At 76.2% G+C, this 20439-nt stretch carries 20 protein-coding genes, 3 tRNA genes and 1 pseudogene; 9 read left to right on the top strand and 15 right to left on the bottom strand.

Features of this window, described 5'->3' with window-relative positions; genetic code table 11:
* Positions 1–23: 23 nt before the first annotated feature.
* Complete coding sequence (locus tag F1641_RS11575) at positions 24–1154, top strand: site-specific integrase (protein WP_194905642.1); 1131 nt, start codon at positions 24–26, stop codon at positions 1152–1154.
* A gap of 197 nt (positions 1155–1351) precedes the next feature.
* On the opposite strand, the gene F1641_RS11570 is transcribed toward F1641_RS11575, so the two are convergent.
* Together F1641_RS11570 and F1641_RS11565 are read right to left on the bottom strand one after the other, a co-directional pair.
* Positions 1352–1428 (bottom strand) — tRNA-Ile (locus tag F1641_RS11570).
* Positions 1429–1463: 35 nt separating this feature from the next.
* A complete protein-coding gene (locus F1641_RS11565; RefSeq protein ID WP_194905639.1) occupies positions 1464–2849 on the bottom strand; it encodes an AAA family ATPase in 1386 nt (461 codons plus the stop codon).
* Between the two features lie 232 nt (positions 2850–3081).
* Here F1641_RS11565 and F1641_RS11560 point away from each other — a divergent pair.
* Positions 3082–3154 (top strand) — tRNA-Asn (locus tag F1641_RS11560).
* A 7-nt stretch (positions 3155–3161) separates the two neighbouring features.
* On the opposite strand, the gene arfB is transcribed toward F1641_RS11560, so the two are convergent.
* Together arfB and F1641_RS11550 are read right to left on the bottom strand one after the other, a co-directional pair.
* Positions 3162–3554, bottom strand: coding sequence for an alternative ribosome rescue aminoacyl-tRNA hydrolase ArfB (gene arfB, locus F1641_RS11555; RefSeq protein WP_309225577.1), 393 nt, complete (start codon positions 3552–3554; stop codon positions 3162–3164).
* A 65-nt stretch (positions 3555–3619) separates the two neighbouring features.
* Complete coding sequence (locus F1641_RS11550) at positions 3620–3796, bottom strand: hypothetical protein (RefSeq protein ID WP_194905637.1); 177 nt, start codon at positions 3794–3796, stop codon at positions 3620–3622.
* Between the two features lie 52 nt (positions 3797–3848).
* Between F1641_RS11550 and F1641_RS11545 the strand changes: the two genes are divergently transcribed.
* Positions 3849–4301: a hypothetical protein gene (locus F1641_RS11545; RefSeq protein ID WP_206691037.1), complete on the top strand. Its 453-nt coding sequence runs from the start codon at positions 3849–3851 to the stop codon at positions 4299–4301.
* 92 nt (positions 4302–4393) lie between these two features.
* Here the strand turns inward: F1641_RS11545 and F1641_RS11540 are convergent, their stop codons facing one another.
* Complete coding sequence (locus F1641_RS11540; RefSeq protein WP_194905634.1) at positions 4394–5128, bottom strand: hypothetical protein; 735 nt, start codon at positions 5126–5128, stop codon at positions 4394–4396.
* Between the two features lie 85 nt (positions 5129–5213).
* Positions 5214–5621, bottom strand: coding sequence for a hypothetical protein (locus F1641_RS11535; RefSeq protein ID WP_194905632.1), 408 nt, complete (start codon positions 5619–5621; stop codon positions 5214–5216).
* A gap of 275 nt (positions 5622–5896) precedes the next feature.
* On the opposite strand from F1641_RS11535, the gene F1641_RS11530 reads away from it, so the two are divergent.
* The gene (locus F1641_RS11530) at positions 5897–6400 is read left to right on the top strand and encodes a DUF3145 domain-containing protein (RefSeq protein ID WP_194905630.1); all 504 of its coding nucleotides are present in this window, start codon (positions 5897–5899) and stop codon (positions 6398–6400) included.
* Between the two features lie 123 nt (positions 6401–6523).
* Here the strand turns inward: F1641_RS11530 and F1641_RS21505 are convergent.
* The 7 genes and pseudogenes from F1641_RS21505 to fdhD form a co-directional block, all read right to left on the bottom strand.
* Positions 6524–7773, bottom strand: a pseudogene (locus F1641_RS21505) (beta-ketoacyl-[acyl-carrier-protein] synthase family protein).
* A 121-nt stretch (positions 7774–7894) separates the two neighbouring features.
* Positions 7895–8143 carry an acyl carrier protein gene (locus F1641_RS11520; protein ID WP_194905629.1) on the bottom strand — a complete coding sequence of 83 codons (249 nt, stop codon included), beginning with the start codon at positions 8141–8143 and terminating at the stop codon, positions 7895–7897.
* Positions 8144–8227: 84 nt separating this feature from the next.
* Positions 8228–9238, bottom strand: coding sequence for a beta-ketoacyl-ACP synthase III (locus tag F1641_RS11515; RefSeq protein WP_194905626.1), 1011 nt, complete (start codon positions 9236–9238; stop codon positions 8228–8230).
* Positions 9235–10221, bottom strand: coding sequence for an ACP S-malonyltransferase (locus F1641_RS11510; RefSeq protein WP_194905624.1), 987 nt, complete (start codon positions 10219–10221; stop codon positions 9235–9237). Before F1641_RS11510 ends, F1641_RS11515 begins: the two co-directional genes overlap by 4 nt.
* A gap of 85 nt (positions 10222–10306) precedes the next feature.
* A complete protein-coding gene (locus tag F1641_RS23230) occupies positions 10307–11566 on the bottom strand; it encodes a CdaR family transcriptional regulator (protein ID WP_194905622.1) in 1260 nt (419 codons plus the stop codon).
* A 139-nt stretch (positions 11567–11705) separates the two neighbouring features.
* Positions 11706–14513, bottom strand: coding sequence for a pyruvate dehydrogenase (acetyl-transferring), homodimeric type (aceE, locus tag F1641_RS11500; protein ID WP_375541482.1), 2808 nt, complete (start codon positions 14511–14513; stop codon positions 11706–11708).
* 143 nt (positions 14514–14656) lie between these two features.
* Positions 14657–15586 carry a formate dehydrogenase accessory sulfurtransferase FdhD gene (gene fdhD, locus F1641_RS11495; RefSeq protein WP_194905620.1) on the bottom strand — a complete coding sequence of 310 codons (930 nt, stop codon included), beginning with the start codon at positions 15584–15586 and terminating at the stop codon, positions 14657–14659.
* A 154-nt stretch (positions 15587–15740) separates the two neighbouring features.
* Between fdhD and F1641_RS21495 the strand changes: the two genes are divergently transcribed.
* From F1641_RS21495 to F1641_RS11470, 5 genes are all read left to right on the top strand, one after another.
* Positions 15741–16163: a DUF3052 domain-containing protein gene (locus F1641_RS21495; RefSeq protein WP_194905618.1), complete on the top strand. Its 423-nt coding sequence runs from the start codon at positions 15741–15743 to the stop codon at positions 16161–16163.
* Between the two features lie 51 nt (positions 16164–16214).
* Positions 16215–16287: transfer RNA gene (locus F1641_RS11485), tRNA-Val, on the top strand.
* A 43-nt stretch (positions 16288–16330) separates the two neighbouring features.
* The gene (locus F1641_RS11480) at positions 16331–17179 is read left to right on the top strand and encodes a Nif3-like dinuclear metal center hexameric protein (RefSeq protein WP_194905616.1); all 849 of its coding nucleotides are present in this window, start codon (positions 16331–16333) and stop codon (positions 17177–17179) included.
* Positions 17176–17931, top strand: a complete 756-nt coding sequence (locus F1641_RS11475; protein ID WP_194905604.1) for a zinc ribbon domain-containing protein — start codon at positions 17176–17178, stop codon at positions 17929–17931. The genes F1641_RS11480 and F1641_RS11475 overlap by 4 nt, the downstream gene beginning before the upstream one ends.
* Positions 17928–18341 (top strand): rhodanese-like domain-containing protein, encoded by a 414-nt coding sequence (locus F1641_RS11470; protein ID WP_194905602.1) that lies wholly within the window; start codon positions 17928–17930, stop codon positions 18339–18341. The genes F1641_RS11475 and F1641_RS11470 overlap by 4 nt, the downstream gene beginning before the upstream one ends.
* Before the next feature lies 1 nt (position 18342).
* Here F1641_RS11470 and F1641_RS11465 read toward each other — a convergent pair whose 3' ends face one another.
* The gene (locus tag F1641_RS11465; protein ID WP_309225576.1) at positions 18343–19572 is read right to left on the bottom strand and encodes an SLC13 family permease; all 1230 of its coding nucleotides are present in this window, start codon (positions 19570–19572) and stop codon (positions 18343–18345) included.
* The gene (locus tag F1641_RS11460) at positions 19569–20408 is read right to left on the bottom strand and encodes a peroxide stress protein YaaA (RefSeq protein WP_206691036.1); all 840 of its coding nucleotides are present in this window, start codon (positions 20406–20408) and stop codon (positions 19569–19571) included. Before F1641_RS11460 ends, F1641_RS11465 begins: the two co-directional genes overlap by 4 nt.
* Positions 20409–20439: the final 31 nt, after the last annotated feature.

Below are 20439 nucleotides of genomic sequence, written 5' to 3'. Positions count from 1 at the left end.
GCGCTACGGCTCACCCACGTCTGATGGGAAGCATCGACCGACGTCCCGACGGCAAGTACCGCGCTCGCTACCGAGGTCCGGACCGCAAGCAACGGACTAAGCAGTTCGCGCGGAGAGCGGATGCCCAGCGATGGCTCGCCCAGGTCGAGACGACCGTCGCCCAGGGGAGCTGGAACGACCCTGCGCTCTCCCGCATCACCGTCGGGGAGTGGGCTCAGCGTTGGCTGGAGGGGCAAGTCCAGCTAAAGCCCTCCACGAGGCACCGCTACGGGATTCTGCTGCGCAACCAGGTGCTGCCTGCGTGGGCCGGCGTGACCTTGGATCGCGTGACGCACGCCGACGTCTCCAGCTGGGTCGCGTCCTTGTCCGCAGCGCCGCTCGCCCCATCGACGGTCCGTCAGGCTCACCGCGTCCTGTCCAGGGTGCTCCAGCACGCCGTCAAGGACGGCCGTGTCCCGCGCAACGTCGCCGAGGGAGTTCCGCTTCCTCGCCTGGGCAGGCCGCAGTCGCGGTTCCTCACGCTTGAGGAAGTCGAGCGGCTGGCCACCGCTGCAGAACGGATTGGCGACGGGGGCGACCTCGTCCGGCTGCTCGCCCTGACGGGGCTCCGCTTCGGGGAAGCGGTCGCGCTCCGCGTGGGGCGCGTAGACCTGCAGCGCCGTCGGCTGAGCGTTGTGCAGTCGGTCACGGAGGTCAACGGGATCCTCGAGTGGGGCCTGCCGAAGAACCACCAGGTGCGGAGCGTGCCGATCGCTCAGTCGCTGATAGAGCCCCTCGGCCGCAGGTGCCAGGGCAGAACGTTCGATGCTCTTCTGTTCACCTCGCCCCAGGGGCAGCCCATACGCATCCAGAACTGGAGCAAGCGGGTCTTCGCCCCGGCGACCGTGGAGGCAGGGCTGCGGGGCGTCACGCCCCATGACCTGCGGGACACCGCAGCGAGCCTCGCCGTCGCAGCCGGAGCCAACGTCAAGGCGATCCAACGCATGCTCGGGCACGCGTCGGCGGCCATGACCCTCGACGTCTACGCCGGCCTCTTCGACGACGACCTTGACGCCCTGGCTGACCGCATCGACGGTCTTGGGACCCCGCTGAGCTCGGTCCACGCACCACAGACCCCGCCGACTGGCCGGCACGTGCCAGGGCTGCGCCGCTGACCCGCCTCTGGGAAGACGGTGGCCGTCGCAGAGGGTCACGCTCGCCGCCCGGGGTCGGCGCGGTCAGGCAAGCCGGCCTTTCCGGTTTCGACGGGTACTGGAGACGAGTGGCGTGCGAAGTGAGGATTATCTGAGGACGTCGCCCATCGCGAGCAGGTACCTGCTTCGCGAACAGTGCCTCTGACCTGCACAGACAGTGGTGCCGCAGGCGGGGCTCGAACCCGCGACCGAAGGATTATGAGTCCCCTGCTCTGACCGGCTGAGCTACTGCGGCGGCGTCCGGTCGATCGTGCCAGACGGCGCGGGGCGCTACAGGCCCCGGGCCACCGCCGCGGCGGCGCGCAGCCAGGCGCGTCGGGTGTCGGCGGCGAGGGCCTCGTGCCGGAGCTGGCCCTCGACCATGGCGCGGTCGAAGGGGATGGAGGCGACCTCGCGCGCCAGGCCGCTGAACCCCTCGGCGATGCGCCGCACGTCCGACTGCGTCGCGGAGGCGACCGCCTGGGAGACGACGACCACGGCGCTCGAGGCCAGCGCGGCGCAGCGCTCGTCGCGCGAGGCCAGGGCCTCCAGCAGCAGGGCGCCCGCCTCGGCGTGGTCGTCGCGGGTGCTGGTCGCGACCACGACCTGGTCGGTGTGGTCGATCATCCGCAGCCACATCGGGTCGGACTCGTCGTTGCCGCTGTCGATGATGACGAGGCGGTAGTACTTGCTGGCGACGGTGTGGAGGTCGTCGACGTCCTCGGGGGCCACGCGCTGCTCGCTGGCCAGGGCCAGCGGCTTGGAGCGGAGCACGTCGTAGCGGTCGGCGCGCTGGTGGTGCACGTACTGCGCGAGGTCGGAGGAGCGGGCGGTCTCCCCGAGCAGGTGGGGCACCCGGGGGATGAGGTCGACGACGGTGCCGTCGTGCCCGGCCTGCTCGGTGCGCCAGCCCAGGGTGCCGCGGGTCTGGTTGTTGTCCCAGGCGAGCACGCCGGCGCCGCCGTAGCGCGCGAACACCGCGGCCAGCAGCGCCGTGGTGGGGGTCTTGCCGGCGCCGCCCTTGCCGTTGACGACGGCGATGGTGCGCGGGCCCGGCCAGTGCTGCGAGACGGTCAGCTCGTCGAGGCGCTCGGCGCGCTCGGCGTCGACGGGTGCGAGGCGCAGGCCCGCCTGGTTGAGCCACCCGCGCCAGCCGCGGCGCGCCGGGACCTCCGCGGCCTCCTCGCGCAGGAACGACCGCCGGCCCTCGGGGTAGTCGTACGCCCAGGGCCGCACCGGCCTGGCCAGCGCCTCGGGGTCGCTCCACGGCGCCGCGACCGCAGGGGTGCGGCGCTCCGCGGGGGTGGTGAGGTCGATGACCGGAGCGGGCGGCTCCACGGGGGGTGTGACGAGCGGCTCCGCGGGAGGCGGCGTGAAGGACTGCCACACCGGCTCGGCGGCGGGGCCCGGGTCGGGCTCGGAGGAGGGGGCGTCGTCGTGCACCTGCCCGGAGGGGGTCACCACGAGGCGCCGCTCGCCGTCCGGCTCGCGGTGGAGCACCCGCACCGGGCGGCCCAGCTGCGCGGCGCGCTCGGCGACCAGGGTGGTGACGACGAGGTGCACGTCCTCGGAGCCGACGCCGCTGAGGACCTGCACGGTGCCACCGACGCTGACCTCCGAGGTGCCGTCGGGGTGCGTGGTGACCAGCACCTGCTCGCCGCTGCTGACCTCGGTCATCCGCCCTGCTCCCACTGCCCGTCCGTTTCGTCCCCGGCCGCGATCACCCTAGGAGGCGAGCGCCGCGGGCCCCGCCCCGCTCCGGGGGGTGCGCCGGAGGTTGACCCGGTCAGGCCCCCGCGGCCACGCAGCGTTCCGGGACGGTCACGGCGCCGCGCTCGGGAGGAACCCCCGCAGGGCCCGCCGGGCGCCTGGTAGTGTCATCGCTCGACGCCGCCGCAGGCGCGTCCTTTCCCGCATAGCTCAATTGGCAGAGCAGCCGGCTGTTAACCGGCAGGTTCTTGGTTCGAGTCCAAGTGCGGGAGCCCCTCCTCACCAGTCCGGCCGGCGCCTCAGCGCCTTGGTCGAGCTCCGCGCCTGCTTCGACTCCGTCCGCCGGCGCCGCGCCCCCGCGGAGATGCGCGTCGCCCGCCTCGCCGCGGGCGGGGGAGCCGCCGCCGCGGCCACCAGCGAGGCGAGCCGCTCGCGCGCCACGGCCCGGTTGCGCACCTGCTGGCGGTGCTGGGCCGCCGACACGGTCAGCACGCCGTCGACCAGCCGGCCCTCCAGCTGCTCCAGCACCCGCTCCCGCAGCGGACCCTGGAGCGCGCGCGAGCGCGCCGCGTCCCAGGACAGCTCGACGCGGGAGTCGGCGGTGTTGACCCCCTGCCCTCCCGGGCCCGACGAGCGCGAGAACCGCCACGACAGCTCCTCGGCGGGCAGCACGAGGCGCCGCCCGGCCCCGCCGCCCCGGCCCGGGACGACGACGGCGAGCGGCCCCTCGACGGCGCTCAGCTCGGCGACGGCGGCACCTCGTCGGCGGGCGGCAGGTCCTCCAGGGCGGCGACCTCCTCGGGGGAGGGCAGCCCCTCACCGGTGAGGTGGCCGGGGCCGTCGGCCCAGGGCGCGTCCTCGTCGGACGGGTCGGGCTGGTGGTGGTCGCGCGGCGCGGTCGAGGGCTCGTCCATGGCTGAGTCCTACCCTCTCGCACGCACCGCCGCACCACCTGAGGAGGTCCCCGTGGCGCAGGACCCGGAGCACGACCCCGAGGAGCAGGACCCGGGGGTGCACGTCGTCGTCGACGTCGCCAACGCCGTGGGCTCGCGCCCCGACGGGTGGTGGCGCGACCGCGCCGGCGCCACCACGCGCCTGCTCGCCCAGCTGGCCCGCCTCGCGGCCGCCGGCGCCGTCGACGGCCCGGGCGGGGAGCGCCTGGCGGTGGGGCGCGTGCACGCCGTCGTGGAGGGGCGAGCGCGGTCGGCGCGGGTCCCCGCGGGGGTCGACGTCGTCCTCGCGGAGGCGGACGGCGACAGCGCCGTCGTCGTCCTGGCCGAGCAGCTGGTGGGGCGGAGCGACACCGGCGGGGTGCTGGTGGTGACCGCCGACCGGGGGCTGCGCGAACGCCTGCCGGCAGGAGCCGCGGTGAGCGGCCCGGGATGGCTGCGGTCGCTGCTCGACCGGCTGGGGGAGTGAGTGCGTCGGGCCGGGAGCGCCTCTCGGCGCGTGGCCGCTCGTAGCGGCTTCAAGTGGAGCCCGGGGCTACCGCGGCCCGACGCACCACCAGGCTAACCCCGGTCGGGCCCCGAGGTCTCGTCGTCCCCCGAACCGGCGTCACCGGTGGCGTCACCGGCGGGGTCCTCGGCGGGGCGCCGCGGCCGCTCGAGGCGCTCCAGGCGCAGCTGGCGGGCGGCGCCCTCCAGGTGCTCGGCGGTGCGGACCAGGCGCACCGCGGACAGGGTCGCCCCCGGAGCGTCGGGAGCCCCCGAGGACGGCACCTCGTGCACGGAGCTGGAGCGGGCGGCGAGCGCCGCGCGGCCGGCGGCCACCACGCGGGCGAAGGCGGCGGCGCGCTCGAAGGTGGTGGCGACGTCACCGCGGGCCACCCCGCGCAGCACCGCGTCGACGGAGCCGCGCACCTCGTCGGGGCCGGGCGGGTCGCCGACGCCGGCGACCACCTCCATCACCGGGGCGCTGGTGCGCCCCTCGGCGAACTCGCGGGCAGCGCCGAGCGGGTCGGCGTGGACCCACTGGCGCAGCACGAACAGGCGCCACAGGGCGCCCGCGAGGCTCTCGGGCGGCGCGTCGGCCCACAGCGACGCCAGGACCTCCAGGCCGTGCTCGTCGGCCAGGCCCACCAGCCGCGAGGCCACCACCTCGTCGTCGGAGCCGCGGGCGCCGTCGACGAGCAGCCGCGCCGTCGTCTGGGCCGCCTCCTCGCGCAGGGCGGGGTCGCCGCCGCCGCGGACGGCGTCGAGCGCGGCCGGGCCCAGGTAGGCGGGTCGCCGGGGGTGGTCCACCACACCGCCATCGTCCCACCGGTGCCCGGGTGGCGCCGGACGCGCAGCGGGGCGCGCCAGGACGCGGAGGGGCGCGGCGGTCAGCGCGTCAGTGGCGGAAGGGCCGCGGGGGTGAGGACAGGCGGGCGCGGGGGCAGGCCGCGAGCGTGAGGCCGCCGTGGGCCAGGGCCTCGTCGCTGAGGCTCTCGACCGTGTAGCCGGACAGGAGCCCGGCGGCCGTGACCGTGACCCGGTAGATCGTGATCTCGTACTTCGTGGGCGTCCCGTAGGCCACGTGGAGGCGGCCGAGGAGCACCGAGGCCCCCGGGGTGCCGTCCGGGCTCCACGGGCGGTCCCAGAGGCTCCAGACGGTCGGCTCGGACTCCCAGGTGCCGCCGTTGTGCACGTCGCGCCGGGCGAGCTCGAGCAGCACCCGCCGCGCGGCGTCCTCGGGGACGATCGCGGCGGGGCGGATGACCTCGGTCAGGTCCTCGCCGGGGTGGTGCAGGGTGGTCACGCCCCTCTCATCGGCAGGCGGGGGGCGCGTCCTGAGCGGTTCGGCCGGGCGGGTGGCCCCGTCGCGGCCGAGCGGCCGCCGGAGGACGACCACTCTCCGCCAGCGACACGCCGCCCGCAGCCACGGGGATCTCCTGGTGTCGTCACGCCGCGTGGTGCATCATGACCGACGAGCAGGCGCGCTGCTCGGTCCGATCGCGCCGTCCGCACCACCGCTCGTCTCGCGCAGGTCGTTGGGGAAGACGCACCAGGCGCCGAGGAACGGAGGAGGTCGAGATGTCCGGTGGGATCACCCGTGGCGTGCTGTTCGTGCACTCCGTGCCGCGTGCGGTCTGTCCGCACGTGGAGTGGGCTGCCGCCAACGTGGTGGGGGCGTCCGTGACCATCGACTGGACCGACCAGCCGGTGTCTCCGGGCCTCCTGCGCGGTGAGGTGCCCTGGCACGGCGCGCCCGGCACGGGAGCGCGCCTGACCTCCGCCCTGCGGGGGTGGGCGCACCTGCGCTTCGAGGTCACCGAGGAGCCCAGCGAGGGCGTCGACGGCGGCCGCTGGAGCCACACCCCCGAGCTGGGGATCTTCCACGCCGTGACGGACGCGCACGGCAACGCCGTCGTGCCCGAGGACCGGCTGCGGGCCGCCGTGGAGAGCGCGGGAGACGACCTCGCCCTGCTGCGCGAGGGCATCGACCTCGCCGTGGGCCGCGCCTGGGACGACGAGCTGGAGCCGTTCCGGTACGCCGGCGACGGCAACTTCGTGCGCTGGCTGAACCGGGTCGGCTGAACCGCGCCGGCTGACCCGGCGCGCCGCTCCGGCGGGAGCGCCCAGGAGACGCACGAGGGCCCCTCCACCACCCGGTGGAGGGGCCCTCGTGCGTCCTGGCCGGCTGCCCGCGGTGGGTGGCGCTCAGCTGGCGGGGCCGAAGACCACCGCGACGTTGTGCCCGCCGAAGCCGAAGGCGTTGTTGATCGCGACGCCCTCGGGCAGCTCGCGGGGGTCTTCAGCACCAGGTCGATGTCGGCGCCGGGGTCGATGCTGTCGACGTTGATCGTCGGCGGCGCCAGGCGGTGGTGCAGCGCCAGGACCGCGAAGATCGACTCGACGGCCCCGGCAGCACCCAGCATGTGGCCGGTCATCGACTTGGTCGCCGAGACGGCCACGTGGTCGAGGTCGGCGCCGAGCGCGACCCGCAGCGCCTTGATCTCGGCGAGGTCGCCCGCCGGGGTGGAGGTGGCGTGGGCGTTGATGTGGACGACGTCGCTCGCGCTGACCCCGGAGGTGCGCAGCGCCTCCTGGACGGCGCGGGAGGCCCCGGCGCCCTCGGGCTCGGGGGCGGCGATGTGGTACGCGTCCGAGGAGGTGCCGGCACCCAGGACCTCGCCGTAGACGCGCGCGCCGCGGGCCCGGGCGAACTCCTCCGACTCCAGCACCATGATCCCGGCGCCGTCACCCATGACGAAGCCGTCGCGGGTGGTGTCGTAGGGCCGCGAGGCGGTCTCGGGGGAGTCGTTGCGGGTGCTCAGGGCCTGCATGGCGGCGAAGCTCGCCAGCGGCATCGGGTGGATCGCCGCCTCGGTGCCGCCGACGACGGCGACGTCCGCGCGGCCCGTGCGGATCATGTTGAGGCCGTACGCCACGGCCTCGCCGCCGGAGGCGCACGCCGAGACCGGCGCGTGAGCGCCCGCAGCGGCGCCGAGGGCCAGGCTGACGGCGCCGGCGGCGCCGTTCGGCATGAGCATCGGCACGGTCATCGGCAGGACGCGGCGGGGCCCGCGGGTGCGCAGGGTGTCGTAGGCGTCGAGCAGGGTGTGCACGCCGCCGATGCCGGTGGCGACCACGGCGGCCAGGCGCAGCGGGTCGACCTCGGGGGCGCCGGCGTCGGCCCACGCCTGCCGTGCCGCCACCACGGCGTACTGGCCGGAGGGGTCCAGCCGCTTGGCCTCGTGCTTGGGCAGCACGTCGGCCGAGGGGGTGCGGGTCTGCGCGGCGAAGGTGACGGGAAGCTGGAACTCCTCGACCCAGGGCGCGGTGAGGGTGCTGGCGCCGGGGGTGCCGGCGAGCGCCGCCTCCCAGGTCTGCTGCGCGGTGTCGCCGATCGGGGTGACGGCGCCGATGCCGGTGACCAGCACGCGGGTGCGGGACGGGCTCGAGCTCACGCGGACCTCCAGGTGGGGCGTGTGGGTGCGGTGCGGTGGGCGGCGTGGCGCCGCGCGGGGGTGGGGCTGGCCGCCGCGGCGGCCCGGACGCGCCGGGCCGCCGCGGCGGCGAGAGGGCTTCTCAGCCCTGGGCCTGCTGGATGTAGTTCACGACGTCGCGCACCGTCTTGAGGTTCTTGGTGTCCTCGTCGGGGATCGTGACGGAGAACTTGTCCTCGGCCTGGACGACGATGGAGGTCATCGACAGGGAGTCGATGTCGAGGTCGTCGGTGAAGGACTTGTCCATCTCCACGCTCTCGACGGGGAGGCCGGTCTCCTCGTTGACGAGCTCGGCCACGCCGGCCAGGATCTCCTGCTCGCTCTGCGCCATGGGTAGTGCCTCTCTTCGTGGGCCCGGGGTCTCCCGGGCCGTGGGGTCTTCTGCTGGTGGTCTGGGGGTGGTCGTCGGGCCCGGTCAGGGCAGGACGACCACCTGGGAGGCGTAGGACAGGCCTGCGCCGTACCCGATGAGCAGCGCCAGGCCGCCCGAGGGCGCCTGGCCCTCGGCGAGCATCCGGTGCATCGCCAGCGGCACCGAGGCCGCGGACGTGTTGCCCATCTGGGCGATGTCGCGGGCCACGGGCACCGTCTCGGGCAGGCCGAGCTGCTTCACCATCGCGTCGATGATGCGCATGTTCGCCTGGTGGGGGATGAACGCCGACAGCTCCTCGACGGCCACGCCCGAGGCGTCGATCGCCTTCTGCGCCACCGGGGCCATCTGCCACACCGCCCAGCGGAAGACCGAGCGGCCCTCCTGCACCAGGGCGGGCCAGACGGCTTCGCCGCCCGCGGCCTGGGCGTCGCGGACCTCGGTCCACGACTGCTTGTTCTTGATGGCCTCCCACTGGGCGCCGTCGCTGCCCCAGACGGTCGGGCCGATGCCCGGGGTCTCGGAGGGCCCGACGACGACGGCGCCGGCGCCGTCGGCGAACAGGAACGCGGTGGAGCGGTCGGTGATGTCGGTGAAGTCGGTGAGCTTCTCGGCGCCGACCACCAGCACGTTGCGGGCGGTGCCGCCGCGGACCAGGTCGCTGGCCTGGGCGAGCGCGTGGCAGAAGCCCGCGCACCCGGCGGAGACGTCCCAGGCGGCCGCGGGCGTCGCGCCCAGGCGGTCGGTGAGGATCGCCGCGGCGGCGGGGGTCTGGTACGGGTGGCTGACCGTGGCGAGGATGACGGCGTCGACGTCGGTCGGGGCGAGCCCGGCGCGCTCGAGGGCCTCCTTCGAGGCGGCCTCGGCCATGTCGACGACGGAGGTGCCCGCGTCGGCCCAGCGGCGCTCCTCGATGCCGGTGCGCTGCCGGATCCACTCGTCGGTGGACTCGATGTAGGTGCAGATCTCCTCGTTGGTGACCACGCGCTCGGGGCGGAAGGCGCCGACGGACAGGATCCGCGCGTGCGCGGGACCGGTGGACGACTGCAGGGTCATGCGGAGGCGCTCCCGGGGGTGCGGTGGGCGTGGCGGGCGACGAGGTCGCGGGCGGCGTCGAGGTCCTCGGGGCCCTTCAGGGCGACGATCTCGACACCGGGCATCGCCCGCTTCGCCAGCCCGGCGAGGGTACCCGCAGGGCTGAGCTCCAGCACCGCGCTCACGCCGCGGGCCACGAGGGCGTCGCTGCAGAGGTCCCAGCGGACGGGGCTGGTCACCTGGGCGACGATCCGGTCCAGCACGTCGCGGCCGCGCTCGACGGCGGCGCCGTCGGCGTTCGACAGCAGCGGCAGCGCCGGGTCGGAGGCGACCAGCCCCGGGGCGAGCGCCTCGAGCTCGGCGCGGGCGGGGGCCATGTGCTCGGTGTGGAAGGCGCCCGCGACCTGCAGCGCGATGACGCGCGCCCTGGCGGGCGGGGCGGCGGCGAGCGCCGCGAGCTGCTCGGTGGTCCCGGCGGCGACGACCTGGCCGGCGGCGTTGCGGTTGGCGGCGGTGGCGCCAGAGGCGGCGATCGCGGCCTCGACCTCCTCCGGCCGGCCCCCGACCACCGCGCTCATGCCGGTGGCCGTGCGGGCCGCGGCGGCGGCCATCGCGCGGCCGCGCTCGCGCACCAGCACCAGGGCCGCCTCGGTGCTGAGGGCCCCGGCCAGGGCTGCGGCGGTCAGCTCGCCGACCGAGTGGCCGGCGACGACGACGTCGGTGGGCCCGCCCTCGGACAGGAGGCCCTCGGGCCACAGCGCGGCGGCGGCGGCCAGGCCCGCGGCGACGATCAGCGGCTGCGCGACGGCCGTGTCGCGGACGGTGTCGGCGTCGGAGGTGGTGCCGTGGGCGACCAGGTCGAGCGCCTCGCCCCCACCGCCGCTGACGGGGCCGACGACGGCGCTGGCCCACCGGAGGCGCTCGGCGACGCCGGCGACCTCCAGCCAGGGGGCGAGCATGCCGGGGGCCTGGGAGCCCTGGCCGGGGCACACGAGTGCGAGCACCCTGACAGCCTGCCCGGTGCCCGTGCGCCGCGGCGGTGCGGGGGGTGACGAAGCATCCCTGATGCGTTTGGAGGTTTCCTCCAAGTCAGGTCAACGGCTCGTCAAGTGGAGGCCGGGACCCGGCGGTCCCGGGGGAGCGCCGGCCCGGTCGCTCGGCGAGCGCGCCGACGGCGAGCGCCACCTGCAGCACGAACGCCTCCCGGGGGACGGAGGGGTCCCAGCCGGTGACCTCGGCGACCCGTCGCAGCCGGTACCTGACGGTGTTGGGGTGCACGAACAGCGCCCGCGCCGTCGCCTCCAGGGAGCGGCCCGACGCGAGGTGGGCCCGCAGCGTCTCGCCCAGGGCGGGCGCGGCGGCGGCCAGCGGGGCGTGCACCCGGTCGGCCAGGGCGCGGCGCGCCCCGGCGTCGCCCGCCAGCACCCGCTCGGGCAGCAGGTCGTCGGCGGACACGGGGCGGGGCGCCTCGGGCCAGGCCCGGGCGGCGGTCATGGCCACCAGCGCGGTGCGCGCCGAGCGGCCGGCTGCGGACAGGCCCGCGACCACCGGCCCCACCACCACGGGGCCCGGCCCGAGCCGCGGGGCCAGCGCCTCCGCCGCGCGCAGCGGGCCGCCCTCGCCCGCGGCGCCCAGCACCACCAGGGCGCGCTCGCCGCGCAGGCCCACGAGCACGTCGTCGGCCACGGCCTGGGCGGCGCGGCGCAGGCCGGCCACCACGGCGTCGCTCGACCCGGGCGGGCGCTCGCCGACCAGCACCGCGACCGGGGCGTCCAGGGGCCAGCCGAGGGCGGCGACCCGGGTGGCCAGGTCGTCGTCGGCCTCGCCGCGCACCAGCGCGTCGACGACCAGCGCCTCCAGGCGCGCGTCCCACGCGCCGCGGGCCTCGGCCGCCCGCGCGTAGACCTCGGCCGCTGAGAAGGCGACGTCGCGCGAGTACCGCAGCACCGCCTCCACCAGGCCGGCGCGGTCCTGGGGCTCGGCGAGCGCCGGCACGTGCTCCTCCACGACGTCGACGACGACGCGCAGCAGCTGCAGCGCCTGGTGGAGCGACACCGCGCGCACCAGCTCGCGGGGCGCGGTGCCGAAGACGTCGGCGGAGACCGCGGGCCTGGCGCCGGGGGCGCGGTACCAGCCCACGAAGGCCGCGATCCCGCCCTGCGCGACCAGGCCGACCCAGGAGCGCTCCTGCGGGCCGAGCGCCCGGTACCAGGGCTGGGTGGACTCGAGCCGGGCGAGCGCCGCCGAGGCCAGGGTCCCCGTCGAGGCCTGCAGGGCGCGCCCCACCCCCTCGCGCAGCTCTCCTGAGGACCCCGCCGGCGCTGGCGGGTCGGGGGAGGGGAGGTCCACCGGCCCAGGCTAGGAGGTCACCGCTTGTGGACCTCCTCCAAGGCCGCCGCGCGGGTGACGGCCACCACGACGCAGCGCCCCCGTCCCGGGGGTCCGGGACGGGGGCGCTGCGGGGTCGCGCCCGCGCGCTACCGGGTGGTCAGGCCTCGCCGCCGGCGTTGCCGGAGGTGCCGGCGCTGACGTCGTCGAGGCGGTACTGCTCGAACGCCTTCGCCGGGAGGCCCCTGTCGACCTCACCGCGGCGCGCGAGCACCTGGAGCGCCCGGTAGGCGACCGAGGGCCCGTCGACGTGGAAGTGCCGGCGGGTGGCGGCGCGGGTGTCGGAGACGCCGAACCCGTCCGTGCCCAGCGAGACGTACTCGTTGGGCACCCACTGGCGGACCATGTCCGGCACGGCGCGCATCCAGTCGGACACGGCGATGACCGGGCCGGCCGAGCCCTCGAGCTGCTGGGCCACGAACGGCACCGGCGGCTCCGCGGAGGGGTTCATGAACGCCTCCTCGTCGCACGCGAGGCCGTCGCGGCGCAGCTCGTTCCAGCTGGTGACCGACCAGACGTCGGCGAGCACGCCGAAGTCCTTCGCCAGCAGCTCCTGCGCCTCGAGGGCCCACGGCACCCCGACGCCCGACGCCATGAGCTGCACGCGCGGCGCGCCGTCCTCGCCCGAGGGCGCGGCGGCGATCTTGTGCATCCCCTTGACGATGCCCTCGACGTCGACGCCCTCCGGCTCGGCCGGCTGGACCATTGGCTCGTTGTAGACCGTCAGGTAGTAGAAGACGTTCGGGTCGCGCAGCTGGACCTGGCCCAGGTTCTTGCGGTCGGACTCGCTGTCCTGCACGTCGGTCGAGCCCGGGCCGTACATGCGCTCCAGGCCGTCGCGGACGATGTGCCCGATCTCGTAGGCGTACGCCGGGTCGTAGGCGACGACGGCGGGGTTGGTCGACGCCAGCAGCAGGGAGTGCCCGTCGGCGTGCTGGAGGCCCTCGCCGGTCAGCGTGGTGCGACCGGCGGTGGCGCCCAGGAGGAAGCCGCGGCCCATCTGGTCGGCGGTGGCCCAGAAGGCGTCGCCGGTCCGCTGGAAGCCGAACATCGAGTAGAAGATGTAGACCGGCAGCATCGGCTCGCCGTGGGTGGCGTACGACGTCGACGCCGCCTGGAACGCCGCGGCCGAGCCGGCCTCGTTGATGCCCAGGTGCAGGATCTGCCCGGAGGTCGACTCCTTGTACGCGAGCATCAGCTCGCGGTCGACGGAGGTGTACTGCTGGCCCTCCGGGTTGTAGATCTTGGCGGTCGGGAAGAACGAGTCCATCCCGAAGGTGCGGGCCTCGTCGGGGATGATCGGGACGACGCGCGGCCCGAACTCCTTGTCGCGCATCAGGTCCTTGAGCAGGCGGACGAACGCCATCGTCGTGGCGATCTGCTGCTTGCCGGAGCCGCGCTTCATGACCGTGTAGGCCGAGTCGCCCGGGAGGGACATCGGCTTCGACGACGTGCGGCGCGAGGGGACGTACCCGCCGAGCTCCTTGCGGCGCTCCTGCAGGTACTGGATCTCCGGCGCGTCGGGCCCGGGGTGGTAGTACGGCGGGCGGTACGGGTCGGCCTCGAGCTGGGCGTCGGTGACCGGGATCTTCAGGCCGTCGCGGAACGCCTTCAGGTCGTCCAGCGTCATCTTCTTCATCTGGTGCGTGGCGTTGCGGCCCGCGAAGTGCTTGCCCAGCCCGTAGCCCTTGATGGTCTTGGCCAGGACGACGGTCGGCTTGCCGTTCTTGGCCGTCGCCGCCTTGTAGGCCGCGTAGACCTTGCGGTAGTCGTGCCCGCCGCGCTTGAGCGACCAGATCTCGTCGTCGGAGAGGCCCTCGACGATCTTCGCCGTGCGCGGGTCGCGCCCGAAGAAGTGCTCGCGGATGAAGGCGCCGTCCTCGGCGCGGTAGGTCTGGTAGTCGCCGTCGAGCGTGGTGTTCATCAGCCCGACGAGGGCGCCCTCGGTGTCCTTGGCCAGCAGCGGGTCCCACTCGCGGCCCCACACGGCCTTGACCACGTTCCAGTCGGCGCCCAGGAAGAACGACTCCAGCTCCTGGATGATCTTGTGGTTGCCGCGGACCGGGCCGTCGAGGCGCTGGAGGTTGCAGTTGACCACGAAGGTCAGGTTGTCGAGGCCCTCGTAGCCGGCCAGCTGCAGCAGGCCGCGGCTCTCGGGCTCGTCCATCTCGCCGTCGCCCAGGAACGCCCAGGTGTGCTGGTCGGAGGTGTCCTTGATCCCGCGGTTGTGCAGGTACCTGTCGAACTGCGCCTGGTAGATCGCGTTGGCCGGGCCCAGGCCCATGGAGACCGTCGGGAACTCCCAGAAGCCCTTCATCAGGCGCGGGTGCGGGTAGCTCGGGATGCCGCGGCCCGGGGCCGTCAGCTCCTGGCGGAACCCGTCGAGGTCGGCCTCCGAGAGGCGCCCCTCGAGGAACGCGCGGGCGTAGGTGCCGGGGGAGGCGTGGCCCTGGATGAAGACGTGGTCGCCGCCGCCGGGGTGGTCCGGGCCGCGCCAGAAGTGGTTGAAGCCGACCTCGTACAGGGTCGCCGAGGAGGCGTACGTGGAGATGTGGCCGCCGACGCCGATGCCGGGGCGCTGGGCGCGGTGCACCATGACGGCCGCGTTCCAGCGGTTCCAGGCGCGGTAGCGGCGCTCGACGTCCTCGTCGCCGGGGAACTCCGGCTCGTCCTGCGGCGGGATGGTGTTGACGTAGTCCGTCGAGATCAGCCCCGGGACGGGCGAGCCGAGCTCGCGCGCGCGCACCAGCGCGCTGCGCAGGACGAAGGAGGCGCGGTCACCGCCGCGGGCGTCGACCAGGCCGTCGACGGACCCCAGCCACTCGCCGGTCTCCTCGGGGTCGGCGTCGGTCTGGTGCAGCGGGCCCGTCAGGGCTCCCAGCTCCGTGACCTCGTCGCGTGGTGCCACGTTGGTCTCCGCATCGCTCGTCGTCACCCGCGGCGGGTGGCGCCGCGGGCCCTCGTCGTCCGCCGGCAGCGCGGTGGCGCGCCGGCGGTGCCGCGTGGGGCAGCCCCATCCTGCCTGGCCGCCCGCGCGACTTCACCTCCCGGTCACCCGCGGCCCGCGGGGGAGGGCACCGCGGGGGACGCCGCGGTCCGGTCCCCGGACGGGGCCGCCAGGCGCACCCGGTGCTCCCCGGCGTAGACGTTGAGCCGGGGGGCCCTCACGAAGCCCGCCAGCGTCATCCCCGCCGTCCGCGCCAGCTCCACCGCCAGCGACGACGGCGCCGAGACCGCCGAGAGCACCGGCACCCCCGCGCACCAGGCCTTCTGCGCCAGCTCGAAGGAGGCCCGGCCGCTGACCTGCAGCACCGCGCCGCGCAGGGGCCAGCCCCCGCCCAGGCGCTCGCGGGCCGCGCGGCCGAGCACCTTGTCGACGGCGTTGTGGCGCCCGACGTCCTCGGCGACGGCCAGCAGCTCGCCGTCGGCCGTGAACAGGCCCGCGGCGTGCAGCCCGCCCGTCCGGTCGAAGATCCGCTGCGCGGACCGCAGGCGGTCGGGCAGGGAGGTGAGGACCGCGGCGTCGACCACCACGTCGTCCGCGGAGAGGTCGTAGCGGCTGCGCCGCGAGACGGCGTCGATGCTGGCCGAGCCGCACACCCCGCACGCCGAGGTCATGCCGAAGGTGCGCCGCCCCTCGAGGTCCGGCGCCGGGACGCCGGGCGCGAGCGTGACCTGCAGCACGTTCATCGACGACAGGCCGTCGGGGTCTGCCGGGTCGGGGTCGCCGCAGTGGACGACGGCGGCCACGTCGTCGGCGCTGCCGAGCAGGCCCTCGGTGAGCAGGAAGCCGAGCGCGAGGTCGACGTCCTCGCCCGGGGTGCGCATGGTCACGACCACCGGCGAGGCCTCCGGCTCGGACAGCGCGCGGACCCGGACCTCGAGGGGCTCCTCGGCCGCGAGCGAGTCGGGCCGGCGCACCGCGGCACCGGTGGCGGTGTCGAGCCGCAGGACGGGTGAGCGCGGGCTGGAGCGGCGCATCCGGCCACGCTACGCCCGCTCGGCGCGGCTCGACCGGCGGCCCGGCCGGCGTCGAAGCGGTAGCGTTCGGGCCGCCGCGGCCCGGAGACGGGCGGTCACGACGGGTGGCGGGACGGGCACGGACGAGCGACACGGACGCACGAGGAGGACCACGGTGAGCCAGACGGCGGGGGCGGAGGCTCCTGGAGGGGCGGCGCGGCTCGGGCTGCAGCCCGGACAGGCGGTCCAGGAGCGGGGGTACGACGACGACGTCGACCACGACCTGCGCGACGAGGTCGCCGACCTCACGGGGGCCGAGCTGCTGGACGAGCACGACGTCGACGTCGTCGACGCGGTGCTGCTGTGGTGGCGCGAGGGCGACGGCGACCTGGTCGACGCCCTCGTGGACGCCCTGGTCTCCCTCGCCGACGACGGCGTGGTCTGGCTGCTCACCCCCAAGTCCGGCAGCGAGGGGCACGTGCGGCCCTCCGACGTCGAGGACGCGGCGCCCACGGCGGGCCTGTTCGCCACCTCCACGGTCAAGCCCTCCCCGGACTGGACGGCGATCCGCCTGGTCAGCGGCCGCGGCCGGCGCTGACCCCCGAGCCCGCCGGGCCGCACCGCACCGCGCGGCGGCCCCGCGGCACCAGGGCCCGTAGCTCAGCTGGTAGAGCACCGCGCTTACACCGCGGACGTCGTCGGTTCGAACCCGGCCGGGCCCACGAGGCACCAGCACCCCTCCCGCGCGCCACTACCCTCGGCCGGGTGAGCACCCCCTCGCTGGCCCAGGTCGTGGCGGTCCTGGAGCACCTCTACCCGAGCGGCACCGCCGAGGGATGGGACCGCCCGGGCCTGGTCTGCGGAGATCCCGACGCCCCCGTGGAGCGGGTCCTGCTGGCGGTCGACCCCACCGACGAGGTCGTCACCGAGGCCCTCGACGGCTCCTACGACCTCGTCGTCGCCCACCACCCGCTGCTGCTGCGCGGGGTCTCCTCGGTGGCCGCCACGACGCCCAAGGGCCGCGCGGTGCACCGGCTGGTCCGTGGCGGCACCGCCCTGCTCACCGCCCACACCAACGCCGACTCCGCCCGGCCCGGGGTCTCCGACGCCCTCGCGCGCGTCATCGGGCTGGTCGACCTCGAGCCCCTCGTCCCCTCCTCGTCAGACCCCTCCCTCGGCCTGGGGCGCACCGGCCGCCTCGAGCGGCCGCTGGCGCTGCGCGCCTTCGCCGAGCAGGTGGCCGCGGCCCTGCCCGGCACCGCCGGCGGCGTCCGCGTGGCCGGCGACCCCGACGCCCGCGTCGAGCGCGTCGCCGTGTGCGGCGGCGCCGGCGACTCCCTGTTCGAGCAGGTCCGCGCCGCGGGCGTCGACGCCTACGTCACCGCCGACCTGCGCCACCACCCCGCCTCCGAGGCCCGCGAGCTCGACCCGGGCGCCGCCCTGGTCGAGGTCTCCCACTGGGCCAGCGAGTGGCCCTGGCTGCACGGCGCCGCCGAGCGGCTCCTGGCCGCCCTCGCCGAGCAGGGCCACGCGGTCACCACCTCCGTCAGCACCCTCCGCAGCGACCCCTGGAGCTTCCACGTGCCGTCCCCGACCCCCACCACCACCCGATGAGCGCCACCAGCGCCCCGGCCGCGCACCAGCGCCGCCTGCTCGACGTCCAGGCCCTCGACACCCGCCTGGCCCAGATCGCCCACCGGGCCCGCAGCCTGCCCGAGCACGCCGCCATCGCCGAGCTCGACCGCACCGAGCGCACCCTGCGCGACGAGCTCACCGCCGCCCGCACGGTCGCCTCGGACGTCGAGCGGGAGGCCGTGCGCGCCGACACCGAGGTAGAGCAGGTCCGCGCCCGCGCCGAGCGCACCTCGGCGCGCCTGGCCGCCGGCGGCGCCGCCGCGAAGGAGCTGCAGCAGCTGCTCGCGGAGGCCGAGGCCCTGACGCGGCGCCTGCGCTCCCTGGAGGACGCCCAGCTCGAGGTCATGGAGCGCCAGGAGGCCGCCGCCGAGGCCGTCGAGCGCGCCGAGGAGCGCGCCGGGGCCGTCGCCGCCGACCGCGCGGGGCTGGTCGCCGCCCGCGACACCGCGCTGCAGGCCGCCCGCCAGGAGCACGAGCAGGTCGGAGCCCAGCGCGCCGGCGCCGTCAGCAGCCTCGACGCCGGGCTCGTCGAGCTCTACGAGCGGGTGCGCGCCCGCCAGGACGGCCTGGGCGCCGCGGCGCTCGCGGGCGACGCCTGCGGCGGATGCCGGATGCCCCTGACGGGCACGTTCCGCTCGCGGGTGGCCTCGGCCGGCCCCGACGACGTGGTCCAGTGCGAGGAGTGCGACCGGATCATCGTGCGGGCCGGCGAGCCCGAGCTGCGCCGGTGACGGGGCGCACCGGCGACCTGACCCCCCGCCAGGCCTGGCAGCTGCTGGTCTCCGACGGCTCGGCGGTGCTGGTGGACGTGCGCACCGACGCCGAGTGGGTCTTCGTGGGCCTGCCCGACCTCTCGTCCCTGGGGCGGCGCGTCGTGGCCCTGGAGTGGACGAGCTTCCCCAGCGGCGCGCACAACCAGCGCTTCCTCGCCGAGCTCGAGGGCGTCGCCCCCCGTGACGCCGCGGTGCTGTTCACCTGCCGCTCGGGGCACCGCTCGCTCGCGGCCGCGGACGCCGCGGCCCGCGCGGGGTGGCTGCGCACCTACAACGTGCTCGACGGCTTCGAGGGCGACCTCGGCGCAGACGGCCACCGCGGTGCGCGCGGGTGGCGGGCCGAGGGCCTGCCGTGGCGGCAGTCCTAGCTCAGAGGGCGAGCGCCGCGACCGCTGCCACCAGGACGACCGGCACGAGCACCAGCCCCTTCAGGGCGAAGCGGCCCCACTGCACCGGCACGCCCTCGGCGCGGCACGCGCGGGCCCACAGGAGCACGGCCAGCGACCCCCACGGGGTGATGAGCGGCCCGGCGTTCACCCCGACGAGCACCGCGGCGGTGCGCAGCGGGTCGGACGGGTCCAGCAGGGGCTGCAGCGCCAGGTAGGCCGGGAGGTTGTCGACGGCGTTGGCCGCGCCCGCCGAGGTGGCGGCCAGGCGGAGCAGGTCGCCGAAGGAGTCGCCGGTGCCGGCCACGGCCGCCAGCGCCGGGGTCAGGCCGTGCTGGTTGAGCGCCTCGACCACCACGAACAGCCCCAGCACCGAGACGGCCAGGGGCAGCGGCACCAGGTCCCACCGCAGGGCGTCGCGGCGCCTCCAGGCGGTCGCCGCGACGAGCACCAGCGCCGCGGCGCTGGCCACGGCCCAGGGCTCGAGCCCCACCGCGAGGGCGGGCAGCACGAGGACGACGACGGCGGCCGCGACCCGCAGCAGCACCGGGTCCGCCACCTCGGCGGGGCCCGGCTGGTCGTAGCGGGTGCGCAGCGCCGGCAGGTGCAGGAGCGCGAGCACGACGGCGGTCGCGACCACGGAGGCCAGCGCCGGGCGCCAGGTGAGCGCGGCGAAGGCGAGCACCCCGCCGCCGGCCGGGCCGCCCTCAAGCGCGTCGAGCGCGAGCAGGTTGGTGAGGTTCGAGACCGGCAGCAGCAGCGAGGCCGTGTTGGCGAGCCAGGCGCAGGTGAGGGCCAGCAGCGCGGCGGCTCCCGCGTGCATCCGGGCCCGCCGGGCGAGCGCCAGCACCACCGGGGTCAGCAGCACGGCGGTGGTGTCGAGGCTGAGGGCGACCGTCGCGGCGGTGGCGATGCCCACGACGAGCAGCCACAGCCGCCAGGTGCGGCCGGCGCCGTGCCGCGCGGCCCAGACCGCGGCCACCTCGAAGACGCCCGCCACGCCCGCCAGGGACGCGAGCACCGCGGCGGCGAGCAGGAAGACCAGCACCGACCAGGTGCGGCCCAGCAGATCACCGGCCGCGTCCGGCGAGAGGGCGCCGGTGGCCAGCACGACGGCGGAGGCGAGCACGGCGACGAGGGGCACGAGGGTCCCCTCGGGCAGCCACCGCCACGGGCGCGCCCAGGAGGGGGCCGGCCGGGTCGCGGGGCTCACGCCGCGCTCCCGTCGGTCACGGCGCTCCCGGCGGCGCGCCGCAGCACGACGTCGAGGTGGCGGGCCCGTCCGGGAGCGGCGGGGGAGAGCTCCACGTCGAAGGCCTCGGCCGCCGCGGCGGCCAGCGCCTCGGGGGAGTCGGGCTCGCGGCGCCTCCGGAGCAGCAGGTGGCGGGCCAGCTCGCCGCGGGTGCGCTTGGCGTCGTGGCTCACCACGCTGCGGACTGGGCCCTCGGGCCCCTGGACCTCGCGGAACACGCGGACGGCGACGACGCGCTCGGCCACGGCCCGCGAGGGGCGCCAGGCCGCGGCGTACGCCGCGGAGCGGCAGTCGAGCACGACCTGGCCCGGCTCGGCGGCGCGGTGCTCCAGCAGCGGGGTGAGGTGCTCGCGCCAGAGCGCCGCGAGGGGCCCGACGCCCGGCAGGTCGGTGCCCATGGAGAGCCGGTGGGCGGGGACGGCGTCGTCCGGCGCCAGGGCCCCGTAGGCGGCCGAGACGACCAGCACCTGCTCGGCGGCGCGCCGCGCGGCCGAGCGGGGGAGGGAGGGGAGGTCGAGCGCCTCGAACAGCACGCCGGTGAAGACGCGCGAGGCGGGCTGGGCCGGCTCGGTGCGCCAGCGGCCGTTGCGGGCCACCTCCTCGGCCAGTGACGGACCGGCGCCGACGGCGGCCGGGTCTTGGGCGAGGGCGGCAGCGGCCTCGAGCACGCGCTCACGAGCCGGCGCCAGCTCCGGCCAGGTCAGGGAGCCCAGGTCGACCGGGGCGCTCCCCCTGCGCGAGGGGGCGGGGAGCTTGCGCTCGGAGGGTGGCAGCAGCACGAGCACGGGCGCGAACACTAGGTCATCCGGCTGTCTGCCACCCGGCGGC

Source organism: Quadrisphaera sp. INWT6 (assembly GCF_015390235.1).
In the GTDB taxonomy this organism is placed as follows: domain Bacteria; phylum Actinomycetota; class Actinomycetes; order Actinomycetales; family Quadrisphaeraceae; genus Quadrisphaera.
Note: the sequence above shows the minus strand (reverse complement) of the source record. Positions and strands in the feature narration are given on the sequence as shown.